Source organism: Candidatus Kinetoplastibacterium crithidii, assembly GCA_027557655.1.
GTDB lineage: Bacteria > Pseudomonadota > Gammaproteobacteria > Burkholderiales > Burkholderiaceae_B > Kinetoplastidibacterium > Kinetoplastidibacterium crithidii_C.
On sequence record CP064915.1, the window covers coordinates 133640 to 158994 of the forward strand.

A 25355-nucleotide genomic window follows, 5' to 3' on the forward strand; every position below is an offset into this window, starting at 1 on the left:
TTATGTCTATCAGAGTTGCTATTAATGGTTATGGGCGAATAGGTCGAAATATTTTAAGAGCTCATTATGAGGGTGGAAAAAAACATGATATAGAAATTGTTGCTATCAATGATATGGGAAACGTCCAGTCTAGTGCTCATTTAACAAGATTTGATACTGCTCATGGAAAATTCACAGGAACGGTTTCTGTAGAAAAAGATTGTATGGTAGTGAATGGTGACAGAATTAGAATGTTTTCTAATAGGAATCCAGAAGAACTCCCTTGGAGAGAATTAGGTATTGATGTTGTTATGGAGTGTACAGGTATTTTTACATCTAAATCCAAGGCTATGGTACATATTAATAATGGAGCTAAGAAAGTTGTTATATCTGCTCCAGGTGGTAATGATGTGGATGCAACCATTGTTTTTGGGGTTAATGATAATTTACTTAAACCAACTCATACGATTATTTCTAATGCTTCTTGTACTACAAATTGTTTAGTGCCTTTAGTTAAACCTCTGCATGATTCTATTGGTGTAGAAACAGGTCTTATGACAACAGTACACTCATATACCAATGATCAAGTTTTAACAGATGTCTCGCATAATGATTTGCGTAGAGCAAGATCTGCAACCATGAATATGATTCCAACAAAAACTGGAGCAGCAGCTGCAGTAGGTCTGGTACTTCCTGATTTAAAAGGTAAATTGGATGGTTACTCAATAAGAGTACCAACTATTAATGTTTCATTGGTGGATTTGTCTTTTATTGCGAAACGAAATACATCTGTTGATGAGGTTAATGAAACCATTAGGTTAGCCTCTGAAGGTTATCTAAAGGGTGTTTTAGAATTTAATAAAGACTTATTGGTTTCTAGTGATTATAATCATAACCCTGCTTCAAGTATTTTTGATTCTACATTGACAAAGGTTTCTGGGCGACTTGTTAAAGTATTTTCATGGTATGACAATGAATGGGGATTCTCCAATAGAATGTTGGATACTACTATGGCATTAATGCTTGCAAAATAGTTCTATTTTAATTTTTTATGGGCTATTACATCTAGAGTTGATTATAACAACTCTAGATGTGTCCATTTATTATATGTAGGTTATCAAGGAGATTTTTAGATGACCAAAGTAAAAACTCTAAGAGAGTTATCAAAATCAGGTTTTTTGCTAAATAAAAAAGTTTTTATTAGGGCTGATTTGAACGTACCTTTTGATAATGAAGGTCATATAACAGAAGATACTAGGATAAGAGCTTCAGTGCCAGGAATTAGAATGGCTTTGGATGCAGGTGCTGCTGTGATGGTTACATCTCACCTAGGTCGCCCTAAGGAAGGTATGTTCACTAAACAAGATTCTTTGGTAAGGGTTGCACAACGTTTATCAGAAATTTTGGGAATGCAGATTGAGTTAATTAAAGATTGGATTGATGGTGTTAAGGTTGATCCTGGTCAGGTTGTTTTGCTAGAAAATTGCCGTGTAAATATTGGTGAAAAAAACAATGATGAAAATCTATCACGTAAAATGGCTGCGTTATGTGATGTTTATGTAAACGATGCTTTTGGAACAGCTCATAGAATTGAAGCTAGTACTTATGGTATTGCTAAATTTGCTCCTGTAGCTTGTGCGGGCCCATTATTAGAGCAAGAACTAAATGCTCTTGGAAAGGTATTTTCTCAACCTAAAAAACCATTAGTTGCTATTGTAGGCGGATCAAAAGTTTCTACAAAATTATCTGTTTTAAAGTTTCTATCTGAAAAAGTAGATTACTTGATTGTTGGAGGTGGAATAGCTAATACTTTCATGATGGCAACGGGATTATCTATTGGAAAATCATTAGTAGAGTCTTCTGAGTTGGATAATGCTAATATTATAATTAATAGCATGAGAAGTCGAGGAGCTGATGTTCCAATACCAGTGGATGTAGTGTGTGCTAAATCTTTTAGTCCAGAATCTTCAGGTGTTTTAAAAAAGGTAGAAGATGTGGTAGAAGATGATATGATTTTAGATATAGGGCCGGAAACATCTAAGATGTTCGGCTCTATTATAGAAAAAGCTGGTACTATAGTCTGGAATGGACCAGTTGGTGTTTTTGAATTTAAAAATTTTGCTAGTGGTACAGAATTTATATCTAAAAAAATAGCAAAAACTAGCGCTTTTTCAGTTGCTGGGGGTGGAGATACATTGGCAGCCATAGATAAATTTGGAGTTCTCAATGAAATTAATTATATTTCAACAGGTGGCGGAGCTTTTCTGGAATTTCTAGAAGGGAAGAAACTGCCTGCTCTATCTATATTAGAAGAGCGAGCTAATGATTAGAGTTTTGTTACAAATGTTCCAAGTAAGAATAAGATAGCAGATAAAGAAATTGCTGCTGGCAAAGTTAGGATCCATGCCAGCAGTATTTGTTTGACTGTGTTTTTTTGTAGAGTAACTTTATTAGCAACTATTGTTCCAGCTATTCCTGATGATAGTACATGTGTAGTTGAAACAGGTAAATTTAATAAATTAGCTGTTCCTATTGCTAAAACAGCTGTAACTTGGGCAGATGCTCCTTGAGCATAAGTCATTCCTTGAGTACCTATCCTTTCTCCAACTGTCATTACAACTCTTTTCCATCCTATCATTGTTCCACATCCAAGAGCTGTTGCTACCGCGATTACAACCCATAGGGGGGCATACTCGATTGTTGATGTTATGTCAGCTCTAAGTCTTTCTAAATCTTCTGCTTCTGATATTGGTAGTTTTTGTCCTCTCATAATATTTTTAGCTATGTCATCAAGGCAAAGCAGATTTTTTCTCGTGTCTATTCTCTGTTTAACAGATAAAAGTTCGTATTTAGATAGATTTTTTAGAGTTGTATCAATTTCATTAATAGTTTTTTTTGTCATTTTTGGATTACAACTTAATTGTGTATTTATATCAGTGTTAGTAATCTGGTCATTTATATCTAAGTATTTATTTATGTAAATATAATTTCTACTGTAAAAGTCATTTAAATGAAGCGTTGCATTTCTTGTTCTGTCAATTTGATATGAAGTGCTATTTAAGTTGAGAGCATAATTTGCCGGTACTATTCCTATTAATACTAACATTACTAGTCCTATTCCTTTCTGTCCATCATTTGAGCCATGTGCGAAACTAACTCCCATGGCAGATATAACAAGTATTAAACGGTTCCAGAATGGAGGGTGTTTTTTTGCCTCTAAAAGCCGTCTTTGTTTAGGAGTGTAATGCATGTTTGAGTTTGGTCTCCAATTTTTTAATAGGAAAAATATCCATCCTGCTAATATGAAGCCTATAATTGGAGATATTATCATGGATAATCCTACATCTATAGCTTTGTCCCAGTTAACTCCATCTTGGATCGGTATGCTATTTTCCCATGCATTTGCTAGGCCAACACCTAGGATTGATCCAATAAGAGTATGAGAACTAGAGGCTGGTATACCAAAAAACCATGTTCCAAGATTCCAAATTATTGCTGCAGATACCATGGAAAAAATCATTATTAGACCACGTGTACTGTTTACGTTTAATAATAATTCTACTGGAAGCAAGTGTACTATGGTGTAGACTATTCCCACTCCTCCAGTTAGGACTCCTAAAAAATTGAATATTCCTGCGAGTAGAACTGCTAGCCTAGGAGGCATAGCCTTTGTATATATTACTGTAGCAACAGCATTTGCTGTGTCATGAAATCCATTTATAAATTCATAAATGAGCACGAATGCTAGAGCCATAATAAGGCCAAAACAAACCCAAACACTTAAACCAGAGAATATATTTAGCATAGGGGACAATATTTTAAAATAGGCATTTTAAATTTTATTCATAAATAAAGATAACAGACTACTATTTATAATACATAATATGAAATTATGTATTATAAATCTAAACTTTACTAATATAGTTTTTTAGATTACAAAATCATACTAAGCCTGATTAGTATGAAACAAATAATGTTTTTTTTAAAGAATTAAATAAAGTTTTTCACAAAAATAATTTTACCCTATAAAAATGGTAACATTAATATTTTACATATTTCATATATATTTGATTTAATCTTATTGGGGGTTAGCTCTTTATGTCTTTGGTATCTATGCGTCAATTGCTTGATCATGCAGCGGAGAATTGTTATGGCATTCCAGCTTTTAATGTTAACAATTTAGAACAAGTACAGGCTATTATGGAAGCTGCTCATGAAACAAATAGTCCAGTAATAATGCAAGCTTCTGCGGGGGCAAGAAAGTATGCAGGCGAATGTTTTCTGAAAAATCTTATAAAGGCAGCAATTGAGTCTTATCCTCACATACCAGTGGTGATGCATCAAGATCATGGCCAATCTCCCAGTATATGTGAGAGTGCCATAAATATGGGTTTTTCTAGTGTTATGATGGACGGATCTCTTAAAGAAGATGGAAAAACAGTTGCTGATTATGAATATAATGTTAGGGTTACAAAAAAAGTTGTAGAGATGTCACATAAAAGAGGTGTTACTGTCGAGGGAGAGTTAGGATGTTTAGGCTCGTTAGAAACATTAGAAGGTGATAAAGAGGATGGTCATGGAGCAGATGGTAAATTAACTATTGAACAATTATTGACAGACCCTAATCAGGCTGTAGATTTTGTATCTAGAACTCAAATTGATGCTTTGGCTATTGCCATAGGGACTAGTCACGGTGCTTATAAATTTACTAGGAAACCTACTGGAGATATCCTATCTATTAAGCGCGTAAAGGAAATACATTCAAGATTACCTAATACACATTTAGTTATGCATGGTAGCTCTAGTGTTCCTCAAGATATTTTGGCAGAAATAAGACAGTTTGGTGGTGATATAAAGGAAACATATGGGGTGCCAGTAGAGGAGATACAAGAAGCTATAAAATATGGTGTTCGAAAAATTAATATAGATACTGATATTAGGTTAGCTATGACGGCAGCTATACGGAAATTTTTCGTGGAGAATCCAAGTAAATTTGATCCTCGTGAATATTTGAAACCTGCTCGTTCTGCTGCTAAAGAAATATGTATTAAAAGATATATACAATTTGGTTCAGCTGGTTATGCTGATAAAATAATCCCTATAAGTTTGGATAAAATGGCTAGGTATTATATGAACGGAGATTTGGATCAATAATTTGAGTGAGTTTTTTTATTAGAGAGGTTCATTATGAATGCATTATTGCAATCTGGTATAAAATCATTGCCATTAATTTCTAGAGGTAAGGTACGTGATATTTATGCTGTTGATGATGATAAGTTATTAATTGTTGTAACTGATAGAATTTCGGCTTTTGATGTTGTTTTAGATGATCCAATTCCTGGTAAAGGTTTAGTATTAAATAAATTGACGGAATTTTGGCTTAATAAACTACAACATATAGTACCTAATCATTCTACCGGAATTGCTCCAGAAACTGTCGTTTCTATTGATGAGGTAGAGTTTGTTAAAGATAGGGCGGTAGTAGTAAAAAGATTGAAGCCAATAATGATTGAAGCTGTTGTTAGAGGTTATTTAATTGGTTCTGGTTGGCATGAATATCAGAAAACAGGATCTGTGTGTGGAATTAAACTACCTGGTGCCTTAAATAAGGCAAGTAAACTTGAAGAAGCTATTTTTACTCCTGCAGCAAAAGCTGAGCAAGGTTCACATGATGAGAATGTTAGTTTTAGTTATGTTAAAAGTTTGGTTGGTAATGAGTTAGCTAATAAAATTAAAGATATTAGTATACAGCTATATAAAGAAGCTTATGGTTTTGCAATAGCTAGAGGTATTATAATTGCTGATACCAAGTTTGAGTTTGGATTAGACCAGAATGGTGTTTTGTGTTTGATGGATGAAGTACTAACACCTGATTCTTCTCGTTTTTGGCCTCTTGATAGTTATGAGGAAGGATCTAGTCCAGTATCATTTGATAAACAGTTTGTAAGGGACTGGTTGGAGTTGCAAAACTGGAATAAAATTGCTCCTGCTCCTAAGTTGCCTAAGGATATTATTCAGAAAACTTCAGATAAGTATTATGAAGCTCTTGATAGATTCACTAGTTAAATAAATTTTGGTTTTATTTCATCGAGATACTTTATGCAAAAATCAAATATTCCTATTATTGGATTGGTTATGGGCTCATCAAGTGATTGGGAGATTATGAAGCACTCAGCGAAAATTTTGGATGAGTTTAATTTGTGTTATGAGGCTAGAGTGGTTTCTGCTCATAGAATGCCTAAGGAAATGGTGGATTATTCTGTCTCTGCAGTTAGTAGGGGTTTGAAAGGAATAATTGCTGGGGCTGGTGGAGCAGCCCATTTGCCTGGAATGATTGCTGCTTTAACAGAGTTGCCTGTTTTTGGTGTCCCTGTACCATCTAAGTATTTATTAGGAGAGGATTCGTTGCTATCGATTGTTCAGATGCCGAAAGGTATTCCAGTAGCTACATTTGCTATTGGAGAAGCAGGGGCTATAAATGCTTCTCTACATTTAATTGCAAATTTATCTGTGCATGATGAAGCATTAAGGAGTAAATTGAAAAAATATCGCCAACATCAAAATGAATTGGCATGTAGTATGAAGCTCTCTTCTTAAATTGTTCAAATACTTGTAAGTTATTTTTAGGAATAATGTGATATGGTTTTATTTGATTATAATAGTTTTATTAAACCTGGTTCATGGCTTGGTTTGTTGGGTGGTGGTCAATTAGGCAAAATGTTTTGTAATTCAGCACAACAGCTAGGTTATAAAGTAGCTGTTATTGAACCTAGTAATGATAGTCCTGCATCTTCTGTATCTGATTTACATTTGCGGTCATCTTATGATGATGAAGATGCTCTTAATCATTTTGCATCTATATGTAAATCTGTGACTGTAGAGTTTGAAAATGTACCAGTTCATAGTTTGAGTTTTTTAGCTAAAAAAAAAGTTAGAGTTTGTCCATCATACGAGTCAATTGCTATTGCTCAGAATCGCATATTAGAAAAGGAATTTATAGGCTCTTTAGGTATTGATTTAGCCCCCTATAAAGTTTTGTATGATTATGAAGATTGCGATAGTATAAGTGAGAGTTTATTCCCAGGTATTCTAAAAGTTGCTCAATTGGGATATGACGGGAAAGGTCAGATTAGAGTTAAAGATAAAGGACAGTTAAAAAAAGCTTTTGATGATTTAGGTAAAGTACCATCAGTTTTTGAAAAAATGTTATCTTTAGACCAAGAATTGTCTATTGTTGTAGCTAGAGATTTTAATGGAAACATTAAAGAATTTCCTCCATCTATAAATTTCCATAATTTAGGAATTTTGTCTAGTTCTATTATTACTAGTGTCAATCATGAAATATACAGTAATATTGACATTTCTAGAGTTAGTTTTATTGCAAGAAAAATTATCGAATCATTAAAATATAGTGGGGTTTTATGTATCGAGTTTTTTATTATTGGAAATAGGATCATAGTTAATGAAATAGCTCCTAGACCACATAATAGTGGACATTACTCTATAGAGGCTTGTGTTACAAGTCAGTTTGAACAGCAGGTTAGAGCAATGGTTGGATTGCCATTAGGAGATACGTCATTGATGTCTTCTGCCATTATGATTAACTTATTGGGCGATATATGGTTTGATAAATCCAGTGGATTGCAAAGAGAACCAGATTGGATGAAGGCATTAAATATCCTAGGAGCTAAGTTACATCTGTATGGTAAAAATGAAGCAAGGATAGGTCGCAAGATGGGTCATATTACATTGCTAGGCAATGATGTATATGAGTTAAATAAAAGAGCTTATGATCTATGTTCAATAATTGGAATAGATTACGAAAGTGTTTAGTCAAAAAATTATTACAATGGATTATAGAAATTGGATGTTATAGATAGGGCATTACAATATCTTCTAGCTAGCAAGGTTATTGTTTTTCCAACAGAGACTGTATATGGACTTGGCGCTGATGCTGAAAATATAGAAGCTGTTAAACGGATTTACTCAATTAAGAATCGTCCATTGAATCATCCTTTGATTATTCATGTACCTAAAACAGATGATCTTGTTTATTGGGCAGATTATATTCCTGATGAGGCGTATAAATTAGTTGATATTTTTTGGCCAGGGCCTTTAACTTTAGTTTTAGAAAAGTCTTCTAATGTTCCAGATATAGTGACTGGGGGGCAGAATACGGTTGGAATAAGATGTCCATTGCACCCAGTAGCTCAAGAAATTCTTATTGCTTTTGCAAATAGCAAAAACAATAAGAAAGGAGCTTTAGCGGCTCCTTCTGCTAATATGTTTGGTAAGATATCTCCTACTTGCTCTAGTCATACATATAATGAATTCAATAAAAAATCTTTGAACGATATTTTTATTGTAGATGGAGGAGTTTCAGATATAGGTATTGAATCTACAATTATAGATTTATCTGGCATAAAAGAAGGAAAAAAACCATCATTATTGAGACCAGGGCATATAACAGAATTTGATATTGCGAAAATTATAGAATTAGAATCAAGAAATTTATCTAACAATTCAATTATTGTTTCTGGTTCTCTAAAATCACATTATGCTACTAATACTCCCATAACTATTATTGAGGATATATTTTTTTCTAACAACTTGGCAGATTTTGCGCAAAATCTTGATAGATTAGCTGTATTATATTATGGAGATAAACCTATTAATATTCAAGAAAATATAGATTTGTACCATATGTCTTCTGATCCGGTAGTTTATGCAAAACATTTATATTATATTTTGAGGGAAATCGATTCTAAAAAATATTCTAGAATATTTGTTAAAGAATTGCCTTTTTTACCTGAATGGAATGCTATTAGAGATAGATTATATAAAGCGGCTGCGGCTTTTAATTAATATGTTGCCAGATTTTATCGTATGAGTAATCAAACAAATGAGTTGGATGTTTCTTCTTGCTTTATATCGAAGTTTCTAAATTCAATCTGGCTGGAAGAAGGTTTATCTGATAATACAATTATTTCTTATAAAAATGATTTGAATTCATTTGCGGCATGGATAGAAAAAAATACTGCTAAGAATATTATTGATAATATTAGTGTTGAAAGAATTGAAGAATGGTTTGCTCAAGATATTTCAATGATCAAGTCATCTACATCTAATAGACGTTTAGCTTCTTTAAAGCGATTTTATTCATGGGCTACGAGAGAAGGTTTAGTTTCATGTAATCCTTGTTTAAATATAAAAATGGCTAAATCCTATAGGAATATTCCTAGTACGTTATCAGAAGAAGAGGTAGAGAAATTGATTACATCTCCAGATGTGAGTAATGCCAGAGGTCTGAGAGATAGAGCTATGTTAGAGATTTTATACTCAACGGGTCTGAGAGTATCAGAGTTAGTTAGTTTAAAATTAAGAGATATTAACCTTGATGATGGCGTAGTACATGTAGTTCTTGGTAAGGGAGGTAAAGACAGATTAGTTCCTTTAGGGGAAGAGTGTATTTTCTGGGTATCTAAATATTTGCAGGATTCACGTAGTTATATTATAAAGAATAAAACTAGTGAAGTTTTATTCGTTACAAATCAATTGAGATCGATGTCTAGACAGGCCTTTTGGCAATTGGTTAAAAAATATGCTTTGTTAGCACAAATTAACATCCCTATTTCTCCACATGTATTACGTCATGCTTTTGCTACACATCTACTAAATCATGGGGCTGATTTGAGGGTAGTACAATTATTATTAGGTCATTCTGATATTTCTAGCACACAGATTTATACACATGTAGCAAATGAAAGATTGAAGACTCTACATTTAAAACACCATCCTCGCGGCTAAAACATCTTTGTTCAAAGATGTTGATTATATATGGCCTCGCCGAGTGGAATTGAACCACTAACTGACCCTTAGGAGGGGTCTGTTATATCCATTTAACTACGGCGAGTGTATTTTTCTATTCGACTATTAATCGCTTTTATTCGTATTTTTAGTGCTATGCAGAACCCAATTTTCGAAAAAATTAATATTTATGATATTTGTAGTATTCCAGCAAATGAAATACTGATTCTGACTTCTAGTAAGCGTCAAGCTAATCGTTTGAAGAGTGATATTATAAATCAAGTAAGAAAAATGGAAACAACACAAGAACTACCAGAGATTTTGCCATTAAACTCCTGGATTGTAAAGGTTTTTGATGATATATCTTTTCGATTTAATCATAAAAATGACATTGTTTATGTTTTAAATCAAGTCTGTGAGCAAATGCTGTGGGATAAAGTAATTAAGAAGGAAGAGTCTGAGAATTATTTGTTAAATTTTAATCAAACCGCTATTTTGGCTATGGAGGCAAAACAATTAATTAATGAGCTATGTTTGGATATTTCTAGTGCTCAGTCAAATGAAGAATATAGAAGATTTGTATACTGGAAAAATTGTTATTACAATGAATTAGAAAAAATAAATGCAGTAGATTTTGATTATATATATGAATATATAATCAACTCTATTGATCAAAAAGATAATATATTTCCCAAATATGTGGTTTTATTTGGATTTATAGAAATGTCTCCAAGATTATCAAAGTTGGTAAAAAAAATATTACATTTTGGCTCATTTGTAAGATTATTTTCATACCCTGTAGTTCGTCGTAATGATAGTTATATTTGTGCTTGCGATAATGTTCAGGACGAATGGAGACAGTCAGCAATTTGGATTGCAGAAGAAATCATGAAGAATCCTAATGGTAAATATGCAATTGTTACTCCAAGGCTTGAGAAACAAGTACCTATGGCTAAACGTATATTAGAAAATTATTTGAGTATTAACAAACCCTTAAAATTTAATGTCTCATCAGCTAGGTCTTGTATTGATTGGCCTATTACTAGTATTGCTATATCTTGGTTGGATTTTTTTTCTAATGTTTCTTTTTATAAAAATTGTGAATCTGCTCTTTTCAGTTCAGTCTTATTAAGAGGATGTTATATTGATGATGTTAATTTTTCTAACATATATTCTTCTATAGAGCTTGAAATAAGAAGTAAATATTATTTAAATATAACAATGGATAATATTTTAAGAGAATTACAAAACACTAAATTAGGGAAATGTATATCTACTGTATTACCTAGATGGATTAATCAATATTTAAGGATAGAAGCTTGGGTGAGAGTAATCAGATCATCACTTGATGATATTCATTTTCCAGGTGATAAAAAGATAGATAGTGAGACATATCAGACCATAGAAAATCTCGATGATTTATTTGATAAGTTTACTCTACTAGATCCTTTGTTCGGGCATTTAAATGCTATTGAAGTAATAAAATTATTTAAAACTTTTGCTCGAATTAATCGTTTTCAAATAAAAGATAGTTGTGCTTCTGTTTTTGAAGTTCTTGATATACAAGATGCTATTAATGTTCAGTGGGATGCTTTGTGGGTTATAGGAATGGATCAGGAGAATTTCCCTTCAGCTCCAAATCCTAATCCTTTTTTACCTTTATCAGTTTTAAGAATGAATAATGTTCCTAGGGCAACTCCAGAGAGAGAATTTATTTGGGCACAAAAAATATATAGTGGACTTATTACATCAGCTAGTAGGGTTATATTTAGTTATTCAAAAATAATAGATGAACAAATAATGGAGCCTTCATTTTTGATAAGTAAAGACTCTAAAGATAGAGTTCATAGAGGTTATAAAGATATCTCTAAAGTTCATATTGATATGATTGATGATTCAAAAGGTCCTGAGATTGATTCTAATGAGATCAATGTTATTAGTGGAATTGGTTTGCTGGAAGCACAATCACGATGTCCATTATGGGCATTTGCAAAATATAGATTAGGAATTTCTAGTTTGCCTTCTTACGACATAAATAATAGTTATTATAGTCTTAAAAGAGGAATTTTAATACACGATTCATTATCTGAATTTTGGGCAACAGTCAAAGATCAAGTAGTTTTTTTAGAAACTCCTACATACACATTAGAAAAAATATTACTAAAGTGTATTCATAAAGTGTCACGAAAGAGCTTGTTTGTTTATGGGAGTACTTTGCTAAATTTAGAAGTTGAACGAACATTTGCAATAATAAAGAAATTACTAAATCTTGAAAAAGATCGATTGCATTTTAGGATTATGTTTTTAGAACAAGATATTAATTGGCAATATAAGAATATATCTTTAAATGTAAGGCCAGATAGAATTGATCTCTTATCAGAAGATACGATATTAATCATAGATTATAAGACAGGTAATTCAATCTTTTTCCCAGAAAAAGATTGGGTTCGAGTAAGGCCTATAAATTTGCAACTTCCTATATATTCACTAGCTTGTCTTAATACATTACATTTAGATACTCAAGGGTTAGCTATTTATTTTATAAATGCTAAAGAATTATCTATTAAGGGTTTATCTATTAAAAATATTGGGTTGCCAGGGATTACTTTACTTAATGATGTTCTATGGAATGATGTGATTACTAAACTATATAATAAAATTACTTTTATTTTAGATGAATATATAAATGGAATTGCTGATAACCACTATTTTTCTGAGGAAGACCTAAGATTTTGTGATGTCATGCCTTTTTTACGTTTAAATCTTGATGAGTAGTATATATGTCTGAAAATATAAAAGATTTTAAAGTTAGGGAAGAGGCTTTAAATATTCACGAGTCTTTCATCGTGCAGGCTCCTGCTGGATCAGGTAAGACAGAGCTTTTAACAAATCGTTTTTTATCATTATTATCAAATGTTGTTGCTCCAGAAGAAATTGTGGCTATTACATTTACACGTAAAGCAGCTAATGAAATGAGGCGTCGCATTATAGATAGATTACAAATAGCTAGAGACACAGAAATTTATAATGATGATTCTTCTAGCTTAAAATTATCTAGAGAAGTTTTGAAAAAGGACTCTTTGTTTGGGTGGAATATTTTGCAGCATCCAGCAAGGTTAATGATAAAAACATTTGATTCTTTTTGTGCTCAAATTGTTTCAACTTTGCCTTGGTTGTCAAGAATGGGTGGAGTGCCAATCATTTCTAATGATGTGCAGTTTCATTATGATTCTGCTGCTAAATCAACAATAGACCTAATAGATAAATTTGATGAGGTCAAAAACTTATTGTTAAATCTAGATTTAGATATAAATTTTGCTACAAGACTTATATCAGATATGCTAAAAAAACGAGACCAGTGGTTACCAATTTTGCGATATGGTCTTGATAAAGAATTGATAGAAAGAAATTTAAGATTGACAATAGAAAATGATATCTCCAGATTATTGAAAGAAATGCCTGAAAATTGGCAAAATTCTATACAGGAACCCATAAGAATAGCTGCAAAAAATTTGCATAAAATTAATCCAAATAATGTTTTAGAGCCATTGTTGGATTGGGAATATCCTATTAGTAATAAAATTAGTGATTTACGAAAATGGAAGGCTATTGCATCTTTATTTTTAACAGCAAAAAAAACATTACGTAGTGTCAAATCTTTTAATAAGAGTCTTGGTTTTGAGCCCGGATCTTCTTACAAACAAATTTTAATAAATTGGTTGAATTCAATCGATCCAAATTCTTCTTGGGTTTCTCATCTTGCTATGATTAGTTATGCTCCTGATCCTTATTTTACCGATAAACAATGGAGCGATTTAACAATTCAATTAAAAACTTTATCTTTGTCTGTTGCGAATCTTATATTACGGTTTAATAATCTCTCCGAAGTAGATTTTATAGAAATAACACAGAGAGCCTCGATAGCTTTAGGTAGTGATGATTATCCGAATGATCTTTTATTAAAATTAGATAATAAAATTAATCATATACTGATAGATGAGTTTCAAGATACCAGTAGAGTTCATTTTGATATTTTAAAAAAAATAATTTCTGGTTGGCAAAATAATGACGGAAGAACATTATTTCTGGTAGGTGATCCAATGCAATCAATTTATAGCTTTAGAAAAGCTGAAGTTGGTCTTTTTTTACATGTTATAGAATATGGTGTTGGTTGTATTAAACCTAAACATTTAAAGCTTGTAAATAACTTTCGTTCACATCCGACAATTGTTAATTGGATCAATAGAGTTTTTAAAGAAATTTTCCCTAATAAAAATGATGAGGATCTAGGAGCTGTATCTTATACAGATTCAGCCACTTCTCTTCATGATGCACCAGATTCATCTATTAAATTTTATTGTGTTAAAGGAGTAGAAAATAGAGATACTAGGTTAGCGCAGACAACAATAAACATTATCAAAGAAATAATTAATAACTATGGTGTTAATCATACTATTGCAGTATTAGTGAGATCTCGTAGTAATATTAATTATCTAACTTCTTTAATGAGTCAGAATGGCATTGGATTCAGGTCTGTGGATATAGTACCATTATCTAATAAGCCAGTTGTATCTGATTTGTTGCAGCTTATAAGAGCTCTAAAACATCCAGGTGATAGACTTGCCTGGTTGTCAATACTAAGGTCTCCTTTTTTTGGTTTAACATTAGATAGTATGCATAAGTTATTTGGTGCTGATCATAGGACACCGATTCCTTTTATATTAAATAATTTTTTTGGAGAAAATGATTCAGAATTTGAATTGAAAACACAATGTCTTCTTAAGTTTGGGCTAACTGATTTAGATTGTATGCGATTATTTAGATTGAAAGATTTATTATGTTCTTATAGTTATTTTCATAATATGTCATCGGCATTATTTATACAATCTTTGTGGAATAATTTAGGAGGGTCAAGTGTTTATAGTGATAAAGATGCATCAAGTGATGCAGAGCTTGTTTTTGATTTAATAGATGAAGTTTTTCCTTATGGTGAAATAGATATAGAACAGCTGGAACGCAAAGTTAGTAATTTGTATGCCTCATCTAATAATGGATGTAAAGATGCGGTTGTTGATATTATGACTATTCATAAAGCAAAAGGCTTGGAGTTCGATACAGTTTTGTTATATGGCTTGCATCAATCTGCGAAAAGTGATAAAGAGCCTTTAATAAGATTTGAGTCGAATTCAAGTGGAGTGTTATTTTCTCCAGCAAAACCTAAGACGGATCTTGAACTTGATGAAATGTCTAGTTATTTGAAGCACCGTAGTAAGGTTAGGATTTCATATGAATTAGATCGTTTGCTTTATGTCGCTGCTACTAGATCAAAAAAAAATTTGTACTTAATTTTTAACATTGTGGTAGATGATAATGGAAAAATTATACCTCCTGTTTCAGATAGTTTATTAAGTAGATTATGGAATAAAATTGATATGCATAATACTATTATGACTAATGATATTATAGATGATAGCCAAAATTTATTTGTTTCAAAAAATAAATTATTACATAGAGTTTCTATAGAGGGAATTTCTATATTGAATCAAGATAGAAAAGATTTATTTTTTGAATATAATGATGCAGCATATAGTAAAGAATGGAGCCGTAAATATGATTACAGTCCTATTTTAGGAACAGTTATGCATTTTTGGTTGCATAGGATTGGAAGTGATGGCTTGAATTCATGGAATATTGTTAAATTAAAATCTTATAGAGAATTTATACATAGACAGTTAATAAGGAGCGGTATCCCGTATGCTAAGGCTGATGGATATACATGTATAGTTCTCCATGCTTTAGAGAATACAATGACAGATGATAGGGGTATATGGTTGTTATCAAATCATAATAACTCACATAGAGAGTGGTCTTTGGTAGATAGCAATGGAATAATTTCAATTTTAGATCTTGCAATAGATCTAGGAGATAAATGGTTAATTGTTGATTATAAACTATCAGATATAAAAGAAAATGAGACATATAATGGTTTTGTTAATAGAATAAAACAAACTTATACATCCCAGTTAATAAGGTATTGTAAAGCATTAGATAAGTTTGATGGTAGAAAATCTTATGCAGCTATATATTGCCCATTACCTAGAATATGGATTGAATGTAGCTAGATTTTGTTACTTTTTATTACTATTTTATAGCTAATAATTTTGGTTGAACATTTTATTATGTTAAAATTTAGTTGGGCGGTATCATCGTTGCATGATGATGTAGTAAAATTGGTCAGATTGGGAACAAAGCAGCCATAGCTACAGATATTTCAGTGCAAAAGATTTTACCGCCTTATTTTCTTAATTTAATTAGGCATTAGTATTTGATGAGTTATTTAGTTTTAGCTAGAAAATGGCGACCTAAGTCTTTTGATGAGGTTGTTGGACAGGATCATGTTGTAAAAGCTTTAGTAAATTCACTTAATTCTCAGCGTTTGCATCATGCTTGGTTATTTTCAGGGATAAGAGGAGTAGGAAAAACTTCTTTAGCTAGAATATTAGCGAAATCATTAAATTGTGAAAAAGGCATTACATCAAAACCATGTAATAAGTGTTCTTCTTGTAATGAAATTGATTCAGGTGGATCAATAGACTATGTAGAGTTAGATGCTGCTTCTAATAGAGGAGTAGATGAAATGTCTAATCTTCTTGCTCAAGCGAACTATACCCCTGTTGTTGGTAGGTTCAAAGTGTTCCTAGTTGATGAAGTGCATATGCTTACTAACCATGCTTTTAATTCTATATTAAAAACATTAGAAGAACCGCCAGATCATGTGAAATTTATTTTTGCAACAACTGATCTTCATAAGATTCCAATAACAGTGCTTTCTCGTTGTTTATGCTTTAATTTGAGAAAGATGTCAGATAATTATGTAATAAAACAATTGTCGATAATATTATCAAATGAAAAAATATCGGTCGACGCTGCATCATTAGCAATGATCGCGAGGTTAGCGAAAGGTTCTATGCGAGATGCGTTGTCGTTAACTGATCAAGCTATATCTTATGGAGATGGTGTAATCAATATAGTTGCTTTAAGAGAAATGTTCGGTATGGTGGATTCAGCAAAGGTTATTCATCTTTTGCAATCTATTTTATCTAATGATGTGAAGTCATTAATAAATATAGCTGATAATGTAATTGATAGTGGCTTTTCATATGAAATTTTTTTGTCAGATTTAGCAATTTTGTTATCTAAGGTTGCTATTGTGCAACATTTTTCAGAGTCAGAAATTAATGATCAAGATTTAATTTCTTTTAAAGATAATATTCCTCCAGATTTGATTCAACTATTATATACAGTAGTAAATCATAGTTTTCAAGAATTGACACAATCTCCAGATCAATATGCTGGTTTCTTGATGATTTGTTTTAGATTGTTATCTTTAGCATCACAATTTAGTGAAAGTTTTATTAATGAATCATTACCAGAATCGAATAAAAAGGGTGAAATTTATAACAACTCTAGACAAGAATCTTCTAATGATATTTCTATTAATAATCAGAATGATTTGTCTTCATTGAAAAATATTACGGATCTTCAGATTGTTGAAGATAAAAATTCCAGAAAATTAGAAAAAAGAAATATAAATGTTGATTTAACATCATTTACTAATAATGACTGGTTAGATCTTGTTCCTACTTTATCTCTTCATGGTTTTGCTCTTGAGTTGGCTAGACAAAGCGAATTTGTAAAGGCATTTGATAATAATTTTAAAATTAGAGTTTCTATTCCTACATTAGCTAGCCATGAAAATAAATTACGTTTACAGGCAGTTTTAAGTGAATATTTTGATATGTCTATCAAATTAGATATATTGGTTGGTAATACTGGAAATGAAACAGTACATGCTTACTCTCAGGCAAAACAGCTTTATAAAAAAAAACAACTAGAACAACTTGTTAATAATGACTCTTTTGTAAACGAAATAGTTACAACTTTGGATGGTGACATTATTGTTGATTCTATTTCTAAGTTAGATTAACGTTTTTATAATGACAATATTAAATATTAACATGTCAATTTTAAGGTCTATATATTATGAAAAATCAAATTGCAGGATTGATGCGACAGGCACAGCAAGTACAAGAAAATATGAAAAAAGTGCAAGATTCTTTAGCTGAGATAGAAGTTGAAGGATCTTCTGGTGGTGGGTTGGTAACTATTTGTATGACTTGTAAATATGATGTTAAGAAAATTAAAATAGATCCAATTTTGTTGTCTGAAGATAAAGATATGCTCGAAGATTTGTTAGCAGCTGCTTTTAATGATGCTGTACGTAAAGCAGAGCAATTATCGCAAGAAAAAGTTTCTGCTATTACTGCAGGTTTTCCAATGCCAGCTGGTATGAAATTTCCTTTTTAGGATAATTATTTATTAAATAGTCGTATTGGTTTATGAGATATATTTATGGAAGAGCATCAAACAAGTGAACCTGAGCCTTTAATTAATCTAATTAAGGCTTTAAAACGGCTTCCTGGAATAGGAATCAGGTCAGCAAGGAGAATAGCTTACCATTTGATGCAATATGACTTAAAAGGTGCAAATTTACTGAGTATTGCTTTGTCAGAAGCTGCTAGTAATTTACAGCATTGTGTTAGTTGTAATAGTTTTTCTGAAACAGACTTATGTGTTACATGTTCTAGTTCTTTCAGAGATAAAAGTTTATTGTGTATAGTTGAAACTCCGTCTGATCTTATAAATCTAGAAGCAAGTCATGGTTATAAGGGTTTATATTATGTGCTAATGGGTAGAATATCGCCATTGGATGGTATTGGTCCAAAAGAATTAAATTTTCATAAAATTTCTGAAAGAATAAATAAAGGTGGCATAGAAGAAGTTATCATTGCTACTGGATTTACTGCTGAAGGTGAAACCACAGCACAGTTTTTAATTGATATGTTGCTACCTTTTGGTGTCAAGACTAGTCGTTTGGCAAGAGGAGTTCCTGCAGGTAGCGAATTGGAATACATAGATGCAGGAACTATAGCTTGGGCCTTAATGGATCGTAAATCTAATTTATAAATATCTTTTTATTGCAAATTTTTTTGAATTATTTCTTCAAGAGAAAGAACATCTTTGATAAAGATTCTTATTCCTTCTGATAGTTTCTCGGAGGCCATTTGATCTTCATTAATCATCGATCTAAATTCAATTTCAGAAATATATTTTGTATTGAGTGGTTTGATAAGATTATCTGATTTTAGCTGAGGAATAGTATTTCCTGGAGTATTTTCTAATTTTGTAATCAATTCTGGACTTATTGTTAAGAGATCACAACCAGATAAAGCTAAAATTTGATGGATATTTCTAAAACTTGCACCCATTATTTCTGTTTTGATTCCTAGAGATTTATAATAATTATAAATTGTTACAACTGATTTTACTCCAGGATCATTTTGGCCCTGATTTTTTTCTTCATTCCAATTAGATCCAGTATGGTTCTTATACCAATCATAAATCCTACCAACAAAAGGAGATATTAATGTTACTTTTGCTTGTGCACATGCTATTGCTTGTGTTAAAGAAAAAAGTAGCGTTAAATTGCAATGTATGCCTTCTAATTCAAGAATTTCTGCTGCTTTAATACCTTCCCATGTTGCGGCAATTTTTATTAAAACTCTTTCTTTTTTAATACCTGCTTTTTCATATAGATTAATCAAGTAACGAGCTTTTTCTATGGTTGCTTTTGTATTGAAAGATAGTCTTGCATCCACTTCTGTAGATACTCTTCCAGGTATTATTTTTAATATTTCTCTACCAAAAGATACAGTTATGTTGTCAGCTATCTCGGATAAAGACATATGTTTACAATGTTTAATTGTATTTACTAGGACATGATTATATTCTTCTTTTTTTATTGCTTTTAATATTAATGAAGGATTTGTTGTTGCATCAATTGGTTTCAAAGTTTTTATTTCTTCAAAGTTTCCTGTGTCAGCAACAACTACAGTATATTTTCTTAGTGATTCTAGTTGATTATGCATGATAATAAATTTCAAAAAGTAGTTTTTAAATTAAAATTAGAATAATATATAAAGAGATGTTAAAAATTATGTTGTTTTTATAAATATTAAGTGAATGTACAACAGTAATAGCTGATTGTCGATACTAAAAATACTAGGGTTTATCGTGTTTTCTCAACTTTTTAAATATAGAAGTAAGTTTTCACCAGCAATATTGGCTTTATCTTGTGGTGAAGTTTTTAAAGGTATATCTATAGGAGCTCCTGGATATGCAGTTGCAGAAGTTGTTTTTAATACATCTATGACTGGTTATCAAGAGATTCTTACAGATCCTAGCTATAAGGGCCAAATAGTCACTTTAACTTATCCTCACATAGGGAATACTGGAGTTAATAATGAAGATGTTGAATCAAGTCAAATACATGTTTCAGGTTTGATCATACGTAGTTGCCTTAATAGAGTTTCTAACTTTCGATCTAAGCAGTCGTTGCCTGACTATTTGAAAAACAATGGAATTGTTGCTATTTCAGATATTGATACTAGAAAATTAACTCGTATTCTGCGAGATGGAGGTTCTCAGGGTTCATGTATTCTTGTTGGGGATGATGTTGATAAAGCTATCAAATTAGCTAAAAGCTTTTCTGGTATGGAAGGCCAAGACTTGGCTAAAACTGTCTCTAGAAAAACAAAAGAGTCGTGGAATGAAAGTGTTTGGCAGTTAGGAAAAGGTTTTTCTAATATTAGCCAATCAAAATTTCGAATTGTTGCTTATGATTTTGGGGTTAAAAGCAACATTTTAAGACTTTTGGTAGATCGTGGTTGTGATGTTACTATAGTTCCAGCACAAACTAGTGCATCAGATGTCATCAATTTAAACCCAGATGGAATATTCTTATCAAATGGGCCAGGTGATCCAGAGCCTTGTGATTATGCAATAGAGTCAATCAAAGTATTTCTAGACAAAAAGATACCAGTATTTGGTATTTGTTTAGGGCATCAATTAATGGCATTGGCTTTAGGAGCGAAGACTATCAAGATGAAGACAGGGCATCATGGGGCTAACCATCCTGTCCAAGATATTCAGTCAAAGAAAGTTTTTATTACTAGTCAAAATCATGGTTTTGCTGTTGATGCTGATACATTACCAAAAAATGCTAGAGCAACTCATATTTCATTATTTGACGGATCTTTGCAGGGCTTTGAGTTACTAGATCGTCCTGCATTTTGTTTCCAAGGTCATCCAGAGGCTAGTCCTGGACCTGTAGATATTGCTATTTTATTTGATAAATTTATTACTCTAATGTCCTCAAGAAAATAAAGGTTGTAAAATGCCAAAGCGTAAAGACCTAAAAAGCATTCTTATTATTGGAGCTGGCCCTATAGTTATAGGACAAGCTTGTGAATTTGATTATTCTGGAGCGCAAGCTTGTAAAGCGCTTAAAGCTGAAGGATTTCGTACTATTTTAGTTAATAGTAATCCTGCCACTATTATGACAGATCCAGAGACTGCTGATGTAACTTATATAGAACCTATAAATTTTCAAGCTCTAGAAAAAATTATAGAAAAAGAAAGACCTGATGCTTTGCTACCTACTATGGGTGGTCAGACAGCATTGAATTGTGCTTTAGATTTAGCGCATCATGGTATTTTAGATAAATACAATGTTGAGTTAATTGGAGCAAATGCTGCTGCAATTGAAAAAGCTGAAGATCGTCAAAAATTTAAGCAAGCCATGACAAATATAGGGTTAGAATCTGCTAAATCAGGTATGGCCCATAGTATGGAAGAGGCTTGGAATATTCAACGCAATATTGCCTCATCAGGTACTTCTGCTTTTCCTGTTGTAATACGTCCTAGTTTTACAATGGGAGGTTCAGGAGGTGGTATTGCTTACAATGCAGAAGAATTTGAAGATATTTGTCTTAGAGGTCTAGAAGCTTCTCCTACGAATGAACTTTTAATAGAAGAATCTTTGCTTGGTTGGAAAGAATTTGAAATGGAGGTAATTCGTGATAAGGCAGATAATTGTATAATAGTATGTTCCATAGAAAATTTGGACCCAATGGGTGTTCATACTGGTGATTCTATTACAGTGGCTCCTGCACAGACGTTGACAGATAAAGAATACCAAATTATGAGGAGTGCTTCTATCGCGGTTTTGCGTGAAATAGGAGTGGATACAGGTGGATCTAATGTGCAATTCGCTGTAAACCCTAAGAATGGTCGGATGGTTGTTATAGAAATGAATCCTAGAGTTTCAAGATCATCTGCTTTGGCTTCGAAGGCAACAGGTTTCCCTATAGCTAAAATCGCTGCATTGCTAGCTGTTGGGTATACTCTTGATGAGTTGAAGAATGATATAACTGGTGGTTTAACTCCAGCTGCATTCGAGCCTTCTATTGATTATGTTGTAACAAAGGTTCCACGATTTGCTTTTGAGAAGTTTCCAACAGCTAATTCCAGATTGACAACACAGATGAAGTCAGTTGGTGAAGTTATGGCGATTGGTAGAACTTTTCAGGAATCATTCCAAAAAGCTCTTAGAGGTTTAGAGGTTGGTGTAGATGGTCTGAATCAGAAAACAGTCGATTGTGAAACCTTACAAGTAGAACTTGGAGAGCCTGGTCCTGAAAGGATATGGTATGTTGCTGATGCTTTCGCTCAAAAATGGACAGTAGATGAAGTACATAATATCACGAAGATAGATCCATGGTTTTTAGATCAAATAAAAGAAATAGTGGATATAGAACTATCACTAGAAAATTATAATCTAGCTGATTTAGATTATAATACTTTATTTGAATTAAAAAGGCGTGGTTTTTCTGATTCTCGTATAGGTTACTTACTAGATTCATCTGAGTATGAAATAAGAAAATTACGTCATGAATTAGGAATTATTCCTGTATATAAAAGAGTTGATACATGTGCCTCTGAGTTTTCTACAAATACAGCCTACATGTATTCTACTTATGAAGACGAATGTGAATCTAATCCTTCAGTTGATAAACAAAAAGTTATCATTTTAGGAGGTGGTCCTAATAGAATCGGTCAAGGTATTGAATTTGATTATTGTTGTGTACATGCTTCTCTTGCTTTAAGAGAAGATGGTTATGAAACAATAATGATTAATTGTAACCCTGAGACTGTTTCTACAGATTATGACATTTCTGATAGGCTATATTTTGAGCCTTTGACATTAGAAAATGTGTTAGAGATTGTTAGTAAAGAAAATCCTATTGGTGTAATAGTTCATTATGGTGGGCAAACTCCATTAAAATTAGCGAAAGCTTTAGAAGCTAATGGTGTTCCAATAATTGGCACAAGTCCAGAATCTATTGATATAGCAGAAGATAGGGAAAGATTTCAAAAATTGTTAAATAAAATTAACTTAAGGCAACCTCCAAATCGTACTGCTAGAACCGAATCTGAGGCTATAGCTTTAGCTGTAGAAATAGGTTATCCATTAGTTGTTCGTCCTAGTTATGTTCTAGGAGGAAGAGCTATGGAAATTGTGCATGAGCAAAATGATCTTGAGAGATATATGAGAGACGCAGTAAAAGTCAGTAATGATTCTCCAGTATTATTAGATAGGTTTTTAAATCATGCTACAGAAGTAGATGTAGATTGTTTATCTGATGGATCTAATTTTTTTATAGCCGGGGTAATGGAGCATATAGAACAAGCAGGTGTTCATTCTGGTGACTCTGCATGTAGTTTACCTCCTTATTCTCTTTCAGAAGAAATAATTTCTGAGATAAAAGCTCAAACTGGATTAATAGCTAAATCTTTAAATGTTAAAGGATTAATGAATATTCAGTTTGCAGTACAAGATGGTGATGTCTATGTATTAGAAGTAAATCCTAGAGCTTCTCGTACAGTTCCTTATGTATCAAAGTCTACTGGGTTACAATTAGCTAAAGTGGCCGCTAGAGTAAAAGTTGGTAAGAGCTTAGTGGATCAGAATGTTTTAAATGAAATTAGTCCTGATTATTTTTCTGTAAAAGAAGCGGTTTTCCCATTTGCTAAGTTTCCTGGAGTAGATACTATTCTTGGTCCTGAGATGAAGTCAACAGGTGAAGTTATGGGTGTTGGCAAAACATTTGGCGAGGCTTATGTAAAAGCTCAGTTAGGAGCTGGGGTAAAATTACCTAATTCTGGTAGTGCATTTATTAGTGTTAGAGATCAGGATAAAAATATAGTTGTTGAAATCGCTAAGGGTTTATATCAGCTTGGTTTTCAGCTATTAGCTTCTAAGGGTACTGCTCAAAAAATAATTGATGCTGGCCTACCTGTCAAAATCGTAAATAAGGTTAATGAGGGTCGTCCTCATATTGTAGATATGATTAGAAATGGTGAGATTTCTTTAGTTGTTAATACAGTAGAAGAAAGGAGAAATGCTATTGCCGATTCTAGAATGATTCGTATTCAGTCGTTAGCTAATAGAGTTACATGTTTCACAACGGTATCTGGAGCTAGAGCAGCTGTTCAGGGTATGCATTACCTAAGAGGTTCTTCAGGAATGCAAGTTTATTCTTTACAAGAATTACACGCTTCTTTGCTAAAATAGCTATATTTCATATGGACCTATTGTAAACAATTTATTGCAATAATATTTAAAATTGTAGATAATAGTAGGCAAAACCCCGGTTCTTATATGAATCGGGGTTTTGTATTTATGATGATTTATGTTCATAAGTTAATAATTTTATAGGAAAATATATATGTCTACGATTCCTCTTACAGTGAAAGGGGCAGAATCTTTGCGTAAAGAATTACATAAATTGAAAACAGAGGAAAGGCCATCAGTAATTAACGCAATAGCTGAGGCTCGTTCACATGGAGATCTTTCAGAGAATGCAGAATACGATGCAGCTCGTGAACGTCAAGGTTTTATTGAAAGTCGTATTGCTAATTTAGAATCAATTATTTCGAATGCTCAAATCATTGATCCTACAAGCATTATATCAGAAGGAAGAGTGGTTTTTGGAGCTACTGTTTGTATCGAAGATACGGCTTCTCATAAAAGACATTCTTATCAAATAGTTGGTGATGCTGAAGCTGATATTAAATTAAATTTAATATCTATTTCTAGCCCAATGGCTAGAGCAATGATAGGTAAAGAAGAAGGAGACATAATCTATGTAAAAGCGCCATCTGGAGATTATGAATATGAGATTATAGAAATCAATTATGTTTAGATATAAATTTTTCTTGCAAATAAAATTTATATCTAATTTTGAGGCAAAAGTATATTTCTAGTTTTAGAAATTTTTTTGCCATATTTTATATGGAAGATTGTTCTTTTAAGTTATTTTTTTTATAAATAACACAAGTTTTTCCTACTTGTTGAATTAGTTGGCATTGAATATTTTTGCATATGGCATCTATAATTTGGAGCCGTTCTGGTTTTTCTTTCCCATGTATTTTTAATTTTATAAGCTCATGTGCTTTGATTGTAGAGTTAATTTCTTTCAGAACTTCTTGTGTAATTCCTTTGTATCCTATTATTACTGTAGGTTTTAATTTATGGGCAAGATTATTTAATTTGGTTTGTTGAATGTTAATGGAATTTTTATTCATATATGTTTGAGGTCTTATAA

19 protein-coding genes, 1 tRNA gene and 1 other RNA gene are annotated in these 25355 nt (G+C 32.2%); 17 read left to right on the plus strand and 4 right to left on the minus strand.

The genetic code is table 11. The features are described from left to right. Positions 1-2 precede the first annotated feature (2 nt). Both gap and I1N47_00645 read left to right on the plus strand, forming a co-directional pair. Complete coding sequence (gene gap / locus I1N47_00640; protein ID WBF65668.1) at positions 3-1013, plus strand: type I glyceraldehyde-3-phosphate dehydrogenase; 1011 nt, start codon at positions 3-5, stop codon at positions 1011-1013. A gap of 99 nt (positions 1014-1112) precedes the next feature. Further along, positions 1113-2309: a phosphoglycerate kinase gene (locus tag I1N47_00645; GenBank protein ID WBF65669.1), complete on the plus strand. Its 1197-nt coding sequence runs from the start codon at positions 1113-1115 to the stop codon at positions 2307-2309. On the opposite strand, the gene I1N47_00650 is transcribed toward I1N47_00645, so the two are convergent. Beyond that, positions 2306-3784 carry an anion permease gene (locus I1N47_00650; GenBank protein WBF65670.1) on the minus strand — a complete coding sequence of 493 codons (1479 nt, stop codon included), beginning with the start codon at positions 3782-3784 and terminating at the stop codon, positions 2306-2308. The two genes, I1N47_00645 and I1N47_00650, sit on opposite strands and share 4 nt — an antisense overlap. A 293-nt stretch (positions 3785-4077) precedes the next feature. Here I1N47_00650 and I1N47_00655 point away from each other — a divergent pair, with 293 nt between their 5' ends. Genes I1N47_00655 through xerD form a run of 6 tightly spaced genes read left to right on the plus strand, consistent with a single transcriptional unit; the run spans position 4078 to position 9786 of the window. Further along, positions 4078-5133: a fructose-bisphosphate aldolase class II gene (locus I1N47_00655; GenBank protein ID WBF65671.1), complete on the plus strand. Its 1056-nt coding sequence runs from the start codon at positions 4078-4080 to the stop codon at positions 5131-5133. 30 nt (positions 5134-5163) lie between these two features. Then, positions 5164-6045 (plus strand): phosphoribosylaminoimidazolesuccinocarboxamide synthase, encoded by an 882-nt coding sequence (locus tag I1N47_00660; GenBank protein WBF65887.1) that lies wholly within the window; start codon positions 5164-5166, stop codon positions 6043-6045. Between the two features lie 33 nt (positions 6046-6078). Continuing rightward, positions 6079-6576, plus strand: a complete 498-nt coding sequence (purE, locus tag I1N47_00665; protein WBF65672.1) for a 5-(carboxyamino)imidazole ribonucleotide mutase — start codon at positions 6079-6081, stop codon at positions 6574-6576. Between the two features lie 42 nt (positions 6577-6618). Beyond that, complete coding sequence (locus I1N47_00670; GenBank protein ID WBF65673.1) at positions 6619-7812, plus strand: 5-(carboxyamino)imidazole ribonucleotide synthase; 1194 nt, start codon at positions 6619-6621, stop codon at positions 7810-7812. A 30-nt stretch (positions 7813-7842) separates the two neighbouring features. Continuing rightward, entirely contained in the window at positions 7843-8844 is a 1002-nt protein-coding gene (locus tag I1N47_00675) for a threonylcarbamoyl-AMP synthase (protein WBF65674.1), read from the plus strand. Positions 8845-8865: 21 nt separating this feature from the next. Next, a complete protein-coding gene (gene xerD, locus I1N47_00680; protein WBF65675.1) occupies positions 8866-9786 on the plus strand; it encodes a site-specific tyrosine recombinase XerD in 921 nt (306 codons plus the stop codon). A 31-nt stretch (positions 9787-9817) separates the two neighbouring features. Here xerD and I1N47_00685 read toward each other — a convergent pair. Then, a tRNA-Arg gene (locus I1N47_00685) sits at positions 9818-9892 on the minus strand. A gap of 50 nt (positions 9893-9942) precedes the next feature. Between I1N47_00685 and I1N47_00690 the strand changes: the two genes are divergently transcribed. From I1N47_00690 to recR, 6 genes are all read left to right on the plus strand, one after another. Beyond that, positions 9943-12561 (plus strand): PD-(D/E)XK nuclease family protein, encoded by a 2619-nt coding sequence (locus tag I1N47_00690; GenBank protein ID WBF65888.1) that lies wholly within the window; start codon positions 9943-9945, stop codon positions 12559-12561. A 5-nt stretch (positions 12562-12566) separates the two neighbouring features. Next, positions 12567-15908 (plus strand): UvrD-helicase domain-containing protein, encoded by a 3342-nt coding sequence (locus I1N47_00695; GenBank protein WBF65676.1) that lies wholly within the window; start codon positions 12567-12569, stop codon positions 15906-15908. Positions 15909-15985: 77 nt separating this feature from the next. After that, an RNA gene (gene ffs / locus I1N47_00700) (signal recognition particle sRNA small type) lies at positions 15986-16077 on the plus strand. Positions 16078-16114: 37 nt separating this feature from the next. Then, on the plus strand, positions 16115-17773 hold the full coding sequence (gene dnaX, locus I1N47_00705; protein WBF65677.1) for a DNA polymerase III subunit gamma/tau: 1659 nt from the start codon (positions 16115-16117) through the stop codon (positions 17771-17773). Between the two features lie 53 nt (positions 17774-17826). Beyond that, complete coding sequence (locus I1N47_00710) at positions 17827-18153, plus strand: YbaB/EbfC family nucleoid-associated protein (GenBank protein WBF65889.1); 327 nt, start codon at positions 17827-17829, stop codon at positions 18151-18153. 45 nt (positions 18154-18198) lie between these two features. Next, positions 18199-18813 carry a recombination protein RecR gene (gene recR, locus I1N47_00715; GenBank protein ID WBF65678.1) on the plus strand — a complete coding sequence of 205 codons (615 nt, stop codon included), beginning with the start codon at positions 18199-18201 and terminating at the stop codon, positions 18811-18813. An 8-nt stretch (positions 18814-18821) separates the two neighbouring features. Here the strand turns inward: recR and tal are convergent, their stop codons facing one another. After that, positions 18822-19775 carry a transaldolase gene (tal, locus tag I1N47_00720; protein WBF65679.1) on the minus strand — a complete coding sequence of 318 codons (954 nt, stop codon included), beginning with the start codon at positions 19773-19775 and terminating at the stop codon, positions 18822-18824. A 145-nt stretch (positions 19776-19920) separates the two neighbouring features. On the opposite strand from tal, the gene carA reads away from it, so the two are divergent. The 3 genes from carA (at position 19921) to greA (ending at position 24953) form a co-directional block, all read left to right on the plus strand. Next, positions 19921-21072 carry a glutamine-hydrolyzing carbamoyl-phosphate synthase small subunit gene (gene carA / locus I1N47_00725; protein ID WBF65680.1) on the plus strand — a complete coding sequence of 384 codons (1152 nt, stop codon included), beginning with the start codon at positions 19921-19923 and terminating at the stop codon, positions 21070-21072. Positions 21073-21082: 10 nt separating this feature from the next. Beyond that, a complete protein-coding gene (carB, locus tag I1N47_00730) occupies positions 21083-24322 on the plus strand; it encodes a carbamoyl-phosphate synthase large subunit (protein WBF65681.1) in 3240 nt (1079 codons plus the stop codon). Between the two features lie 154 nt (positions 24323-24476). After that, complete coding sequence (gene greA / locus I1N47_00735; protein ID WBF65682.1) at positions 24477-24953, plus strand: transcription elongation factor GreA; 477 nt, start codon at positions 24477-24479, stop codon at positions 24951-24953. 85 nt (positions 24954-25038) lie between these two features. Here greA and I1N47_00740 read toward each other — a convergent pair whose 3' ends face one another. Then, a complete protein-coding gene (locus I1N47_00740) occupies positions 25039-25335 on the minus strand; it encodes a YhbY family RNA-binding protein (protein ID WBF65683.1) in 297 nt (98 codons plus the stop codon). Between the last annotated feature and the right edge of the window lie 20 nt (positions 25336-25355).

Coding starts and splice junctions, on each gene's coding strand:
- carB (WBF65681.1), top strand. CDS start 21,083: ATGCCAAAGCGTAAAGACCTAAAAAGCATTCTTATTATTGGAGCTGGC.
- recR (WBF65678.1), top strand. CDS start 18,199: ATGGAAGAGCATCAAACAAGTGAACCTGAGCCTTTAATTAATCTAATT.
- I1N47_00740 (WBF65683.1), bottom strand. CDS start 25,335: ATGAATAAAAATTCCATTAACATTCAACAAACCAAATTAAATAATCTT.
- I1N47_00655 (WBF65671.1), top strand. CDS start 4,078: ATGTCTTTGGTATCTATGCGTCAATTGCTTGATCATGCAGCGGAGAAT.
- I1N47_00690 (WBF65888.1), top strand. CDS start 9,943: ATGCAGAACCCAATTTTCGAAAAAATTAATATTTATGATATTTGTAGT.
- greA (WBF65682.1), top strand. CDS start 24,477: ATGTCTACGATTCCTCTTACAGTGAAAGGGGCAGAATCTTTGCGTAAA.
- I1N47_00695 (WBF65676.1), top strand. CDS start 12,567: ATGTCTGAAAATATAAAAGATTTTAAAGTTAGGGAAGAGGCTTTAAAT.
- xerD (WBF65675.1), top strand. CDS start 8,866: ATGAGTAATCAAACAAATGAGTTGGATGTTTCTTCTTGCTTTATATCG.
- I1N47_00670 (WBF65673.1), top strand. CDS start 6,619: ATGGTTTTATTTGATTATAATAGTTTTATTAAACCTGGTTCATGGCTT.
- gap (WBF65668.1), top strand. CDS start 3: ATGTCTATCAGAGTTGCTATTAATGGTTATGGGCGAATAGGTCGAAAT.
- I1N47_00645 (WBF65669.1), top strand. CDS start 1,113: ATGACCAAAGTAAAAACTCTAAGAGAGTTATCAAAATCAGGTTTTTTG.
- tal (WBF65679.1), bottom strand. CDS start 19,775: ATGCATAATCAACTAGAATCACTAAGAAAATATACTGTAGTTGTTGCT.
- dnaX (WBF65677.1), top strand. CDS start 16,115: ATGAGTTATTTAGTTTTAGCTAGAAAATGGCGACCTAAGTCTTTTGAT.
- purE (WBF65672.1), top strand. CDS start 6,079: ATGCAAAAATCAAATATTCCTATTATTGGATTGGTTATGGGCTCATCA.
- I1N47_00650 (WBF65670.1), bottom strand. CDS start 3,784: ATGCTAAATATATTCTCTGGTTTAAGTGTTTGGGTTTGTTTTGGCCTT.